Raw genomic sequence first — 14473 nt, 5'->3', positions numbered from 1 at the left:
GGGATGACGGGATGGGGAGGTACGGGAGGGAGTGACGGGTCAGGTGGGCAGGGGGTCGCGGACCAGGGGGCAGGACAGGCAGTGCGGGCCGCCCCTGCCCCGGACCAGTTCGGCGCTGGGTGTCGTCAGCACCTCGATGCCGGCGGCGCTCAACTGCTCGTTGGCGACGACGTTGCGGTCGTAGGCGATGACCGTGCGCGGGCGGATCGCCAGCACGTTGGCGGCGTCGCTCCACTGCTCCCGCTGCGCGGCGACACCGGTGCGGTCGCCGCCCGCCGTGATCAGTCGGAGCGCGGGCAGGCCGAGGGATCTCGCCAGGCGGGGCAGGGGGTCGTCGACGCTCGCGGCCACGACCGCGCCGTCCCGGTCGAGCCGCAGCGCGAACCAGCGGCACGCCCGCAGATGGGGATCGCTGGCCAGGAAGGTGTCCCCGTCGACCATGGTCAGCACCGTGTCGAGGTGCATGCACTGGCGGGCCCGCGGCAGCAGGACGGCGAACACGTGCCGGGCCCGTCCGGAGGTGAGCAGCGCGCGGGCCAACTGCTCCGCCGCGGCGGGTGTGGTGCGTTCGCCGACACCGACGAGGACGCAGCCGGGTCCCGCGAGCAGGACGTCGCCGCCCTCCACGGGCTCGGCGGGGCCGTGGACGGCCAGCGGCCGTGCTCCGGCGGCGCGGGCGGCCGCACCCAGCAGCAGGCCTTCCGCCCGGCGGGCCGCGCCGGCCATGCGGTGGGCGATGTGGCAGGGGCCCAGCCAACTGCTGCTGTCCCGCACGAAGAGGGCGTTCACCAGCGGCGGCAGCACGAACGCGTCGGGGGAACGGGTCAGGGTGTCCAGCGAGGACGCGACCGCACGCGGGTGTTCGGCGGCGAGTTCCCGCACGGTGATGCCCGCGAGCAGCAGCCCGGCCCGTTCGCGGACCGGCACCGCGTGGCACATGGCGTCCACCGCCGCGGCCACGGGCGGCCCGAGCCGCTGGGCGGCCACGAGCGCCCGCACCGTCCGCCGGCCGGCCTCGGGGTGCGCCAGGGCGGCGGCCAGGACCGCCTCCAGCTCCACCACCTCGACCCCGTTGCGGCGCAACAGCCCGGTGAAGGCGTCGTGTTCCGCCTGGGCGCGCTGCACCCAGGGCACGTCGTCGAAGAGCAGATCGTGACAGTTGCCGGGGCCGAGCCGGCTCAGTTCGGCGCCCGGGCGGTGCGTGAGCACCCGGCGCAGGACGCCGGTCTCGTCGTCGACGTACGTGTCGCGCAGGGCCGCCAGGTCCGGTGGCCGGGCGGGCTCCGGGGGCGGGTCGTCCGTGGGGGCGCGCTGCCGCGGGTGCGGGTCGTCGTAGAGGGCAGGAGAACGCCTCATGGCTGCTCCTGGGAAGGGGGGAGGGGGACCGGGGTCTGCTCAGGAAGGCACGCGGAAAGCGAGCGGCGTATTGCCCCGGTCAGGGAAGCAGTGCCGTGTTCGGTCAACGTAGGGAAATCCAGGCGCGGACGTCAACGGACCACCCGGGAATCGCTCGCGAATGGTGCCGTTAATTGCCGGTCGGCCGTCCCCCGAGAGGGTGGTGACCTGCACGGACAGGCATGATCTGAAGGTTGTGTGAAGGCGTTCCTTTCACCGGATCGGGCCGCCCCGAAAAAGGCGACGCAAAGTCGCGGGTTTGAATCCTGTGTGCGGGGAACTACCGGGTCGCGACCTCCTGAGCCCCTTGCTGCAGGGCCCTTGACAGAAGCTCTGTCGCTGTCCTCACACTGGGAAATGGCAGGACTGCCGACAGGACCGTCGAACGAGTGGGAATTATTCGTGTCCGGTTCACTCGCCCCTGTAGAGAACTCCGATTTACGCGTTGAAGTACGGCAGCTGCTGGCAGCACCGGAATTACGCGAAGAACTGAACGGCATTTGGAGAACTCCGCCGCACGAGGAGTGTCCGCTCCCCCGGCTGACCTATCGGGAGCTGGGCGGCCGGGGTCTGCTCGCCCCGCACTGGCCGCCCGAGTACGGCGGTCGCGGCGCCGACGTGACCGCCACCGCCGTGGTGGCCGAGGAACTCGCCCTGCACGGGGTCCCCGACAGCGCACGCGTGAACACCATCGACAACGCCGGCGCCACGCTCCTGTCGTTCGGCACCGAGCGGCAGCGCCGCCGCCACTGCCCGGAGATGGCCGCGGGCCGCGTCGTCTTCTCCGTGCTGTACACGGAACCGGACGCCGGCAGCGACCTCGGCGGCATGGCCACCCGAGCCGAACGCACCACGGACGGCTGGCGGTTGACCGGCGCCAAGACCTGGAACGCCACGACGGCGGACGCCCGCTACGGCATCTGCGCGGCACGGGTCGCCGACGGCGGTGACAACGCCTACGCGGCCACCGCCCTGTTCGTCGTGCCCCTGGACCATCCCGCGGTGCGTGTCGAGGCGTTGGCGACGGTCAACCCGGAGCGGTTCTTCACGGTCCACCTGGACGGTGCCGAGGTGGACGACGAGGCGCTGATCGGTTCACCGGGCGCGGGATGGTCGATGCTCACCCAGGCCCTCGGGCTGGAGCGCACCGGCATCTGCTTCGCCGGGCGGGCCCGCCGCTGGCTGGACCAGCTCACCCGCGCCCTGGAGACGCGCGCCGGACCGGCCCGTACGAGCGGCGCCGGCGAACTTCCGCGGCTGGACGCCGAGGTGACCGCGGCACGCCTGCTGGGCTGGCAGGCCGTGGCCGACCTCGCGGACGGGCGGCTCGGCGCCTCCGCCGCCGCCGCTGCCAAGTGGTGGAGCAGCGAACTCGCCCAGCAGGTCGCCTGGCTGGCGTGGGACCTGCTCGGTCCGCAGGGGTCTCCCGCCTTCCCGGACCTCATGGTGGCGGTCCGCGAGGCACCCGGCCTGACGCTCGCCGCCGGCACCTCGGAAATGCAGTTGTCGACCGTGGTCACCGACCTGCTGGACGGTGGCGACCCCTGGGAGGAGCACGTCTGACATGCCTCGACACAGTGCCTGGCAGCAGCAGCTGCTCCAGGACTTCGCCGCCACCCTCGACTCCTGCGACCCGGCCCGCGTCGCCGACGTGCGCCGCTCGCTCGCCCGGGACGGCTGGAACACCGCCTTGCTGCCGGTCGACGACGGCGGCCTGGGCCTGACGGCCGCCGACGCCGCCGGCCTCGCCGAGCAACTGGGCCTCGCCCAGGGCCCGAGCGACCCGCTGGACACCCTGATGGCGCTTCCGCTGCTCACCCGCACGGCACCCGAACTGGCGCGGGAGGTGCGCACGGGGGCGTGCGGCGTGGGGGTGGCCGTACCGCGCCCCCGCCGGGACACCACCGGACCGGACGGACCGCGCACCGGGTACGACGGCCACCCCGAACCGGCCCTGTTCACCCAGGAGCAGCCGGACCTCGTGCTGCTCCCGGCCCCCGGCGCGCCGGACACCGTGACCGGTCGACGGCCGGCCGCGGCGACACCCCACCCCACCCCGGGCGACCCGCTCCTGGCCGTGGCCACGGACCCGCCCGGCACCGCGCACCCCGGCCTGAGCGGCGTGCCCGCCGGTCCGCTGTGGGCGGGCTGTGTGCTGCTGCGCAACGCCCATCTGCTGGGCCTGGCCCGTGCCGCGCTCGGCAAGGCCGTCGAACGGGCCCGCCGGCGGCTCCAGTTCGGCCGCCCGATCGGCTCCTACCAGGCCGTCGCGTTCCCGCTCGCCGCGCAGCGCGCCCGGCTGGAGGGGCTGCGGCTGGCGAACGACGCTCGGCTGCGCGAACTCGGCGCCGAGGGCGAGCAGTTGTCGCCCGAGCGGTCCGGGCGGGTGCTGGCCGACGCGCTGGCGCTGACCGCCGCGGTCACCGCGCTGGTGAAGGACTGCGTGCGCCATGCCGTGCACGTCCACGGCACGTTCGGCCTGTACGACGGGAGCCCCGTCGCCGCCTGCCACCGCCGCCTGCTGACGGAAACGGCACGCTGGGGACCGTACGCGCACCCGGACGGCCCGCTCCCCTCGCCCGCCGCGGCGGAGCCCCGTCACCGCCGGGTGACCGCCCCGCGCCGGCTGGCCCGGCTGCGGGAACCGGCGAGCGTGCGCGACACCGAGGTGCGCTACCCGGCCGGCCGGTGCGTGCACGAGCTGGTGGAGCTGGCGGCGGCCCGCCACCCCGACGCGGTCGCCGTGCGCAGCGCCGACGGCGAGCTCACCTACGCGCGGCTCGACGCGGACGCCGAGCACCTGGCCGGGGCGCTGCGCCGCCGCGGCATCGGTGCCGGCGACCTCGTCGGGCTGTACATGGAGCACGGCCCCGGGGCGGTGACGGCCATCCTCGGCGTGCTCAAGGCGGGTGCCGCCTACCTGCCGCTCGATCCCGCCCACCCACCGGAGCGCACCGCCTTCCTGGCCGAGGACGCTGAGGCCGCCCTCGTCCTGGGCGATCCCCGGCTGCTCGACCGGCTGCCGCCGCTCGGCACCCCGGTGACCACCGTGCGGGACCTGGCCCGCGACCCGGCGGAGCCCCGCGGCGAGAAGCGGCCGGCGGCCCCCGACTCGCTCGTGTACGTGCTCTACACGTCCGGTTCCACCGGCACCCCCAAAGGGGTCGAGGTCGAGCACCGCAATCTCACCAACCGGCTGTACTGGGACGCGGCCGCCTTCCCGCTGCACCCCTCGGACGCGGTCCTGCACCACACCTCCCTCGGCTTCGACATCTCCGTGTGGGAGATCTTCGCCCCGCTCGTCTCCGGCGCCACGCTCGTCGTCCCCCCGCCGGGGGCGCTGCGCGACCCGCACCGGATGCTCACCCTCATGCGGGACACCGGCACCACCGTGCTGGCCTGCGTTCCCTCGCTGCTGGACGTGCTGCTGGACGAGGACGACCCGGCGCCGGCCGACGTGACCGGCCTGCGCTACGTCTTCTGCGGCGGCGAGACCCTGCCGCCGCGGCTGGTCGAACGGTTCCACGCGCTGGGCCTGGCGGCGCAGCTGCACAACTTCTACGGCCCCAGCGAGTGCACGATCGACGTCACGTCCTGGCGCTGCGACGCCGGGGCCGGTGACGCGCCGGTGCCGATCGGGGTCCCGCTGGCCAACGTCGGCGTGCACGTGCTGGACGAGCACGGCGAGGTGGTGCCGCCCGGCCGGACCGGCGAGCTGTACGTCGGCGGGGCCGGCGTGGCCCGCGGCTACCGCCGGCGTCCCGGCCTGACCGCGCGGCGCTTCCTGCCCGACCCCTTCGCCGGCCGGCCCGGCGCACGCATGTACCGCACCGGCGACCTCGTCCGCATGGACCGGGACGGCGTCCTGCACTTCCTCGGCCGGACCGACCGCCAGGTGAAGATCCGCGGCCACCGGATCGAACTCGGGGAGATCCAGCACGCCCTGGAACGGCACCCCGGTGTCCGCGCGGCGGCCGTCCGGGCCGTCGGGGACCGGGTCGAGGCCCATGTCGTCGCCGCCGGCGGCGAACCGCCGGACCCGGACGGGCTGACCCGGCACCTGCGCCGCACCCTGCCCGCCTACATGCTCCCCGCGGCCTACGGCTTCCTGCCCGCGCTGCCCGTCACCGGCAACGGCAAGACCGACTACGCCGCGCTGCCGCCCCTGCGGCCCGAGCCGCGGGGCACGGTGGCCGACGGCGGCCGGCCGGACGCCCTGGAGGACACCCTCGCCGCGCTCGCGGGCCGGCTGCTCGGCCAGGACCGGCTGGACCCGGGTGACGACTTCTTCGCCGCGGGCGGCAGTTCGCTGCACGCGGCCCGGTTCGTCTCCCGGGTCCGCGCCGAACACGGCCTGGACGTCCGCCTGGAGCACTTCCTGGCCTCGCCCACCGTCCGGGACCTCGTCAAGAGCGCCGCGCACGCAAGGGAAGGCGACCACCGCGATGACTGACCCCCGGCACCCGCCCACCGACGCCCGGATCCGACTGTTCTGCTTCCCGCACGCCGGCGCCGGCAGCGGTGCGTACCGGGCCTGGATCGCCGCGCTCGCCCCGGACGTCGCCGTGCACCCCGTGGAGCTCCCCGGGCGCGACGGGCGCTACGCCGAGCCACCTCGCACGAGCGTGACCGCCCTCGCCCGCGACTGTGCCGACGAGCTGGCCGCCTTCCTGGAGCAGGCGGCCGACGACCGGCCGTACGCCCTGTTCGGGCACAGCCTGGGCGCCATCACCGCCTACGAGACCGCCCGCGCGCTGCTGCGCCGGGGCAGGCCGCCGGCGATGCTGGTCGTCTCGGGCAGCGAGCCCCCGCACCGCCTCACCGCGCCCGCCCGCCCCTGCCACGGCCTGCCGGACGACGCCTTCCTGGCCGAGGTCATCCGGCTGGGCGGCACCTCGCCGGAGATCCGCGAGGAGCGGGAGCTGCTGCGCCTGATGCTGCCGGCGCTGCGCGCGGACTTCACGGCCGCCGAGACCTACCGGCACCGGCCCGGTGGTCTGCCGCTGCCGACGCCGATCGCCGTCTACGCCGGCTCCGAGGACATGACGCTCGTGCCGCGGCACCTGGACGACTGGGGTCAGCTGACCCGCGTCCCCGTCGTGCGGCACCGGCGCTTCCCCGGCGACCACTTCTACCTGGACGCGGGCCGCCCGCTCGTCCTGCAGGCCCTGCGGCACGACCTGCTCCAGGCGGCCACGCCGCGCCCCGTCCCGCCCCGGACCCCCACCGCCCACCTGTCCAGGAGGCCCCTGTGACCGTCTCCCCGGCCACGACGACCGTGGCGACGCGGCATCCGCTGGAGCCGCTCACCGCCGACGAGATCCGGCGCGCCGCCACCCTGCTGAGGTCCCGGCGCGGACTCACGGCCGACGTGCGGTTCGTGATGATGTCGCTCAAGGAACCGGACAAGGAACGCCTGGCGGACGACGATACCGGGCGGCGTCCGCCGCGCGAGGTGTCCGTCGTCCTGCGCGACCGGCGGCACCGCCGTACCTACGAGGCCGTGGTGTGCCTGGACACCGAGGAGGTCACCCGGTGGCGGCCGCGGCCGGGTGTGCAGACCGCCATCACCGAGGAGGAGTTCGAGCAGTGCGACGCCGCGGTCCGCGCGGACCCGTGCTGGCAGGACGCCATGCGCCGGCGCGGGGTCACCGACTTCTCCCTCGCCATGGTCGACGCCTGGCCCACCGGCCACACCGGTGACCACCCCGACTGGCCGGGACGGCGGCTGTCCTACGCGCTCACCTTCGTCCGTTCCCATCCCCGCGACAACGGCTACGCCCGCCCGGTCGAGAACCTCGTGGCCCTCGTGGACCTGGACTCGGTGGAGGTCCTGGACGTCACCGACGAGGGCGTGGTGCCGCTGCCCCCGCTGTCCGGCAACTACGACCCGCAGGAGCGCGGCGCCGACGGCAACTGGCCGCCCGTGGTCGAGGAGCGCACCGATCTGAAGCCCATCGACATCACCCAGCCCGAGGGGCCGAGCTTCACCGTCGACGGGTACGCGGTCCGCTGGCAGAAGTGGCGGCTGCGTCTCGGCTTCACCGTCCGCGAGGGCCTCGTGCTGCACCAGCTGGGCTACGAGGACCAGGGCCGGGTCCGGTCGGTGCTCCACCGTGCCTCGCTGGCGGAGATGTACACGCCGTACGGCGACCCCGGTTTCACCCACTACCGCAAGAACGCCTTCGACGAGGGCGAGTACGGCGCCGGGTTCATGGTCAACGCCCTGGAGCTCGGCTGCGACTGCCTCGGCGAGATCCACTACTTCGACGCCGTGGTGCACGACCAGGACGGCGAGCCGGTCACGCTGCCGCACGCGATCTGCATGCACGAAGAGGACATGAACATCGCCTGGAAGCACACCGACTTCCGCACCGGCAGGGTCGTCACGCGGCGCCAGCGCCGGCTGGTCATCTCCTCCTTCGCCGTCCTCGGCAACTACCAGTACGGCTACTTCTGGTACCTCTACCTGGACGGCACGATCGGCTTCGAGGTCAAGCTCACCGGCATGATCTCGACGGGGGCGTTCTCCGGCTCCTGCCCGCCGTACGGCACGGCGGTGGCGCCCGGCCTGTACGGCCCCCACCACCAGCACTTCTTCTCCATGCGCCTGGACATGGCCGTCGACGGACCGCGCAACTCGGTGTACGAGGTCGACTCGGTGTCGCTGCCGATGGACGAGCACAACCCGTACGGCAACGCCTGGCGCCTGGAGCCGCGTCTGCTGGCCACGGAACGGCAGGCCGAGCAGCGCACCGCGCGGTCCGCCACCGGCCGCTTCTGGAACATCGTCAACCCGCACCGGCGCAACGGCCTGGGCGAGCCGGTCGGTTACAAGCTCGTCCCCTCCTCGGGCCTGCTGCCCATGCAGCCGCGCGGCAGCCAGGCCTGGCACCGGGCCCGCTTCACCTACGGCCATCTCTGGGTCACCGCGCACGACCCCGCCCAGATGTACGCCTCCGGCGACTACCCCAACCAGCACCCCGGCGACGGGGGCCTGCCCGAGTACGTGCAGGGCGACCGGCCCACGGCCGACGCCGACATCGTGCTGTGGCACACCTTCGGCGAACACCACGTCGTACGGCCCGAGGACTGGCCGGCGATGCCGGTGGTGGCCACGGGATTCACCCTGCGGCCGAACGGCTTCTTCGACGGCAACCCCGCCCTGGACCTGCCCGCACCCGACGCCTGCCGCGCCGACTCCTGCCACGACCAACTGCCCGACGAGCGCACCGGAAAGGCACACCATGACCACCACGCTCACTGACCGCTATCCCACCCGGCTCCTGGAGCCCGGTCCCAGCGTGCCCCGGCCCGACCCCGTGGTGTGGGGCGACCCCGCGGACGGACCGCTCGCGCCCGGCGAGTGCACCGGCTTCGCCGACCGCGGCCACCACCACAGCCCGCACCCGCTGTTCGGCCCCCACGAGGTGGACGCCCTGCGGCAGGAGGCCGCGCGCCTGGCCGAGGACCCCGCCCTGCGCGCCGACGAGCGCACCGTGGTGGAGGAGGCCTCCCAGGAGGTCCGCTCCGTCTTCGAGGTGCACCGTGTCAGCCCCGTCTTCGCCCGGCTGGCCGCCGACCCGCGGCTCGCGGACGTGGCCCGCCAGCTCCTCGGCTCCGAGGTGTACGTGCACCAGAGCAGGGTCAACTACAAGCCGGGCTTCGCCGGCGGCCCCTTCTACTGGCACTCCGACTTCGAGACCTGGCACGCCGAGGACGGCATGCCGCGGCCCCGCGCGCTGAGCGTCTCGATCGCGCTGACGGAGAACTTCCCGTACAACGGCAGCCTGCTGATCATCCCCGGTTCGCACCGCACCTTCGTGCCCTGCGTCGGCCGCACCCCGCCCGGCCACCACCGCAACTCGCTGCGCACCCACTCCCCCACCGTCGGCATGCCCGAGCAGGACGCGGTGCGCGAGCTGGCCGAACAGGCGGGCGGGATCGATCAGTTCACCGGGCCGCCGGGGTCCGCGACGTTCTTCGACTCCAACTGCATGCATGGCTCGAACGGCAACATCACGCCGTACCCGCGTTCCAACATCTTCCTCGTCTACAACAGCGTCGACAACACGCTCGGGCCGCCGTACGCCGCGCCCGCGCCGCGGCCGCCGTACATCGCCTCCCGCGACTTCACACCCGTGGGGGAGGCCCGGTGAACCCCGGCGAACCGCTGCACAACTTCGTCGGCGGAGCCCGGTGTCCGGCTCGCACCGACGAGACGGTCCCCCTGGTGAACCCGGCCACCGGCCGCCGCGCCGGTACGGCCCCCGTCTCCGGAGAGGCCGACATCGACGCGGCCGTACGCTCCGCCCGGGACGCGTTCGAACGCTGGCGGGACACCCCGCCGGGCGAGCGGCAACGCGCCCTGCTGAGGATCGCGGACGCCCTGGAGGAGCGGGCCTCGGAGTTCGCGGCGGCGGAGACGGTCCACACGGGCAAGCCGCTGCACCTCGTCACCGGCGAGGAGATGGGCCCCATGACGGACCAGATCCGGTTCTTCGCGGGCGCCGCCCGCATGCTGGAGGGCCGGGCCACGGGCGAGTACCTGCCCGACCACACCTCGTCGGTACGCCGGGAACCGGTCGGCGTGTGCGCCCAGGTGACCCCCTGGAACTACCCGCTGATGATGGCGGTGTGGAAGTTCGCGCCCGCCGTCGCGGCCGGCAACACCGTGGTGCTCAAACCGTCGGACACCACTCCGTTGACCACGCTGATGCTGGCCGAGCTGGCGGCCGAGTTCCTGCCGCCGGGCGTGTTCAACGTGGTGTGCGGCACCCGGGAGACCGGGCGCCGGCTGGTACGGCATCCCGGGCCGGCCATGGTGTCGGTCACCGGCAGCGTCCGCGCCGGCACCGACGTGGCCTCCGCCGCCTCCGCCGACGTCAAGCGCGTCCACCTGGAGCTGGGCGGCAAGGCGCCGGTGCTGGTCGCGGCCGACGCGGATCTGGCGCACGCCGCGCGGGGCATCGCCGAGGCGGGCCTGTACAACGCCGGGCAGGACTGCGCGTCGGCGTGCCGGATCATCGTCGACGCCTCGGTGCACGACACGTTCGTGGAGCACCTGGCCGCCGAGGTGAAGGAGTTGACGCCCGGGCCGCCCGACGACACCGGCGCCTACTTCGGGCCGCTCAACAGTGCGGCGCAGCGCGACCGGGTGCGGGGCTATCTGGAGCGGCTGCCCGCGCACGCCCGGACCGTCGCCGGGGGTTCGGCGCTGCCGGGCGAGGGCTTCTTCCACGAGGCCACGGTGGTCACGGGTCTGCGCCAGGACGACGAGGCGGTCCAGGAGGAGATCTTCGGCCCCGTCCTCACCGTGCAGGCGTCCGCCGACGACGAGGAGGCGCTGCGCATGGCCAACGACGTGCGGTACGGACTGGCCTCGTCGGTGTGGACGCGGGACCACCGCCGCGCCGTGACCATGGCCCGGCGGATCGACGCCGGCATCGTCTGGATCAACTGCCACATGCCCACGGCAGCCGAGATGCCGCACGGCGGCTTCAAGCAGTCCGGGTACGGCAAGGACCTGTCGGCGTACGGTCTGGAGGACTACACGCGGGTCAAGCACGTCATGACGTACACCGGCGCCTGAGCCGGCCGGCGGGTTCAGCGCAGGGCGATGAGCCCGATGGCGGCGGCCGCGCACACCAGTCCGGCGGCCTGCCACCGGGTCAGCCGCTCGTGCAGGAAGACCAGTGCCAGCAGGACCGGGATGGCCGGGTAGAGCGCCGAGAGCACGGTGGCCACGGCCATCAGCTGGTGCCGGGTGGCGGCCAGGTACAGGATGATGGCGACCGTCCCGACCGCGCCGGCCGTTGCGGCCACCGCCGTCAGCCGTCCGGGCATCGTCGGCGGGGACCGGTACAGGGCCAGCACCGCGGCGATGACCAGGACGGAGGCGAGCCGGCTGACCACCACGGGCCACAGGCCGCCATCGGCTCCCACCTGGGCCATCGCCAGGAACTGCACCCCGAAGCCGGCGCTCGCGGCCAGCGCGGCCGGCACGCCCGCGGTCACCGGCGCACGGCCGCCGTCCGGGCCGGGTCCCGACGCCTGCGCGACGAGCCAGAGCGCGGGCACGGCCGCCGCGATGCCGATCCAGGCGACGGCGGCCGGCCGTTCGCCCAGGAAGGCCACGCCCACCAGGACCGGCAGGGCGACGGCGCCCACGTCGCTGACCGGTACGACGACGCTCATCTTCCCCTGGGACATCGCCCGGTAGAGGAACGCGACGCCCACGCCCGTCCCGACGCCCGAGAGCGCCCCGAACCAGTAGTCCCCCGCCGTCGCCGAGCCACCGGGGGACGCCAGGGCCGCCACCACCGCGACCACGCTCCCGGCGAGCTGGGCCCAGAGGGCCACGGTGATGCCGTCGATCCGGCGGGAGACGAGCCCGTTCGCGAAGTGGGTCACCCCGAAGCAGAGCGCGGAGGCCAGCGCGAGCGTCTCACCCACGGGCCCTCCCCGCGAACGGCTGCGGGCTCTTCCAGGGGGCTGAGAGATCGGCACGCAGAGGCATGTGGAGCGCCCTACCCGGGATCCTCGCGATGATGACACCCTGGACCGCGGCCCGGTGCGCGGACGGCCGCCGTCACACCGTCAGCTCGGCTGCGACAGGTCGATGGCCCGGTCGACGTCCTCGGGCCGGAGCACGCGGAGGATGCCTTCGAGCAGGTAGTAGTCGGCGTAGGGCAGCGAGATCTCGATGCCGTCCTCGGCCGGGCGGTTGCGGGTGCAGCGGGCCACCACCGCGTCCGCGCGGGCGGAGTTCCTCGTCAGGCAGGTGTCCGACAGCGCGGTGAGCAGGCGCAGCGCCACCTCCCGGTAGGTGTGCCGGCCCGTTGCCGCGTGCAGGTCGAGCAGTCCGCACGCCATGACGGCCCCGGCGGAGGCGTCCTTGACGTCGTACGGCTGCTGCGGCGCGAGGTAGTCCCACACCGGGACGTGGTCCGGGGTCAGCGCCGCGATGGCGAAGTCGGCGAGTTTCCGCGCGGTGTCCCGGAACTCCGTGTTCCCCGTCCGCCGGTACATCGTGGTGAAGCCGTAGATCCCCCAGGCCTGTCCGCGCGACCAGCACGAGGCGGGGCTGTACCCCTGCACCGTGCCGGGGCCGACGGGGGCGCCGGTGTCCGGATCGAAGTCGAAGACGTGCGGGGTGGATCCGTCCGCGCGGGGGAACACCCGCTGCGCGGTCTCGGCGTGCTCCACGGCGATGTCCAGGTACCGGTCGTCGCCGGTCTGCCGGCTCGCGAACGCCAGCAGGTCGAGGTTCATCATCGTGTCCATGATGACGCGGCCCGCGTTGGTGCGGTCGTCCAGCGCGCCCCAGGCCCGGATGAACTTCCCGCGCGGGTTGTACCGCTGTATCAGGGAGCCGGCCGCGCGTACCGCGCCCGTCCGCCACTCCTCGTCGCCGGTCAGTCGCCAGGCGGTGACCCACGAGGGGGAGAAGAGGAATCCGAGGTCGTGCGTGCTCGTGTCGTACTGGCGGGGCGCGAGACCACGGGCCGAGTCGACCGCCCACGTGCGGAAGGAGTCGTCCTTGCTGTGCAGCCAGGCCATCCACAGCGTGCCGGGCCAGAAGCCGCCCACCCAGTCCCCGCCGCGCGAGTACGTCCACTTCTCGAACCTGGTCCCGACCGGGAATCCCGTCACGCCCGGCGCGACGCCGCGGACCTTCTCCACGGCGTAGTCCGCCGCCGCCCGGAGCGACCGCAGGCTCACCCCTGCCTCCTGCCGGTCCGCCGCCGCGGCCGGCCCCGCCAAGGCCCCTGCGGCCGCCGCACCGGCCGTCGTCGCCAACAGTGCACGCCGGGAAACGCTCATGGCCGCCCTCCAACTCCGCCTGCCACACGAGAAGTTGACTGAGCCTTGCACAGAAGCCGTCGTGGTGTACACCCATGTGGGCGGTGTTCATGTGGGTGAACATCCGTTCCGGCCGGGCGGGGACCGTGTGCTGGACCGACGGCCGAGGGAGGGGGCAGGCTGAGGGGATGCGTGAGACGTCCTCACCGTCCAGCGGGGCGGTGCCGTGGCTCGTACGGCCGTCCGCCCGGTCCTGGCGCTGCACGCCGGCCCCCGCCGAGGTGCGGAACTTCCACGCCTCCCTGCCCGGGTACGCCCCGACTCCGCTGACCGAACTGCCCTCACTTGCCGTGGGGTTGGGAGTGGGGCGCGTCTTCGTCAAGGACGAGTCGGCGCGGCTGGGCCTGCCGGCCTTCAAGGTTCTGGGCGCGTCCTGGGCGGTGCACCTCGTCCTCGCGGCGCGCACCCGCGGTCCGGTCACCCTGGTCTGCGCCACGGACGGCAACCACGGCCGCGCCGTGGCCCGGCTGGCCCGGCTGCACGGCCGGCGCGCGCACGTCTTCGTCCCGCAGGACATCCACCCGGCCACCGCGGCGGCCATCGCCGGCGAGGGCGCGGAGGTGACCCGGGTGCCGGGCCCGTACGAGGAGGCGGTGCGCCGGGCGGACGAGGCGGCGCGGGCGCCGGACGCGGTGCTGGTCCAGGACACCGCATGGGAGGGGTACGAGACCGTTCCCGGCTGGATCGTGCAGGGCTATGCCACGCTGTGCGCCGAGACGGACGAGCAGCTGTCCGCCGCCGGGGCCGCCGCGCCGGGACTGGTGGCCGTTCCGGTGGGGGTCGGCTCGCTGGCGCAGGCCGTCGTCACCCACTACCGCAGCCGTACGACGACCCCGGCCACGGCCCTGCTGTCGGTCGAACCGGAGTCCGCCGCCTGCCTCCTGGCCAGCCTCGTGCGGGACGCCCCGGTCGACGTCGGCACCGGTCGGACCGTCATGGCCGGCCTGAACTGCGGGACCCTGTCCAGCACCGCCTGGCCCGTGCTGCGCGCCGGACTGGACGCCGCGGTCACCGTCACCGACACCGACAGCGCCCGCGCGTCCCGGGACCTCGCCGCGCTGGGCGTCTCCTCGGGCCCCTGCGGTGCCGCCGCGCTCGCCGGTGTCCGCACGCTCCTCGCCGGCGCCGGCGCCGGCGGACGCCGCGCGCGGCGGGGGCGGGGGCCCGGCTCGGGGGTCGTCCTGCGGGACACCGAGGGCACAGATCGGGAGGG

10 protein-coding genes are annotated in these 14473 nt (G+C 74.3%); 7 read left to right on the top strand and 3 right to left on the bottom strand.

Going from position 1 to position 14473, the window contains the following annotated elements; genetic code table 11:
- Window positions 1-39: 39 nt before the first annotated feature.
- Window positions 40-1356: an arginine deiminase family protein gene (locus ABZ923_RS23745; RefSeq protein ID WP_361475114.1), complete on the bottom strand. Its 1317-nt coding sequence runs from the start codon at window positions 1354-1356 to the stop codon at window positions 40-42.
- Between the two features lie 441 nt (window positions 1357-1797).
- Between ABZ923_RS23745 and ABZ923_RS23740 the strand changes: the two genes are divergently transcribed.
- Genes ABZ923_RS23740 through ABZ923_RS23715 form a run of 6 tightly spaced genes read left to right on the top strand, consistent with a single transcriptional unit; the run spans window position 1798 to window position 10987 of the window.
- Window positions 1798-2958, top strand: coding sequence for an acyl-CoA dehydrogenase family protein (locus tag ABZ923_RS23740; protein ID WP_361475112.1), 1161 nt, complete (start codon window positions 1798-1800; stop codon window positions 2956-2958).
- 1 nt (window position 2959) lies between these two features.
- Complete coding sequence (locus ABZ923_RS23735; RefSeq protein ID WP_361475110.1) at window positions 2960-5848, top strand: amino acid adenylation domain-containing protein; 2889 nt, start codon at window positions 2960-2962, stop codon at window positions 5846-5848.
- Entirely contained in the window at window positions 5841-6650 is an 810-nt protein-coding gene (locus tag ABZ923_RS23730; protein WP_361475108.1) for an alpha/beta fold hydrolase, read from the top strand. The genes ABZ923_RS23735 and ABZ923_RS23730 overlap by 8 nt, the downstream gene beginning before the upstream one ends.
- Window positions 6647-8662, top strand: a complete 2016-nt coding sequence (locus ABZ923_RS23725; RefSeq protein ID WP_361475106.1) for a primary-amine oxidase — start codon at window positions 6647-6649, stop codon at window positions 8660-8662. The genes ABZ923_RS23730 and ABZ923_RS23725 overlap by 4 nt, the downstream gene beginning before the upstream one ends.
- Window positions 8643-9554: an ectoine hydroxylase gene (gene thpD, locus ABZ923_RS23720; RefSeq protein ID WP_361475104.1), complete on the top strand. Its 912-nt coding sequence runs from the start codon at window positions 8643-8645 to the stop codon at window positions 9552-9554. Before ABZ923_RS23725 ends, thpD begins: the two co-directional genes overlap by 20 nt.
- Window positions 9555-9568: 14 nt before the next feature.
- Entirely contained in the window at window positions 9569-10987 is a 1419-nt protein-coding gene (locus ABZ923_RS23715) for an aminobutyraldehyde dehydrogenase (RefSeq protein ID WP_361475159.1), read from the top strand.
- A 14-nt stretch (window positions 10988-11001) separates the two neighbouring features.
- On the opposite strand, the gene ABZ923_RS23710 is transcribed toward ABZ923_RS23715, so the two are convergent.
- Together ABZ923_RS23710 and ABZ923_RS23705 are read right to left on the bottom strand one after the other, a co-directional pair.
- Window positions 11002-11850, bottom strand: coding sequence for an EamA family transporter (locus ABZ923_RS23710; protein ID WP_361475102.1), 849 nt, complete (start codon window positions 11848-11850; stop codon window positions 11002-11004).
- A 144-nt stretch (window positions 11851-11994) separates the two neighbouring features.
- A complete protein-coding gene (locus tag ABZ923_RS23705) occupies window positions 11995-13221 on the bottom strand; it encodes a glycoside hydrolase family 88 protein (RefSeq protein ID WP_361475100.1) in 1227 nt (408 codons plus the stop codon).
- 167 nt (window positions 13222-13388) lie between these two features.
- Between ABZ923_RS23705 and ABZ923_RS23700 the strand changes: the two genes are divergently transcribed.
- Window positions 13389-14473 (top strand): pyridoxal-phosphate dependent enzyme (locus ABZ923_RS23700; protein WP_361475098.1); only part of this gene is annotated, 1085 nt, incomplete at its 3' end.

The sequence above is a fragment of the Streptomyces sp. NPDC046881 genome (assembly GCF_040645015.1).
Classification (GTDB): Bacteria; Actinomycetota; Actinomycetes; order Streptomycetales; family Streptomycetaceae; genus Streptomyces.
Note: the sequence above shows the minus strand (reverse complement) of the source record. Positions and strands in the feature narration are given on the sequence as shown.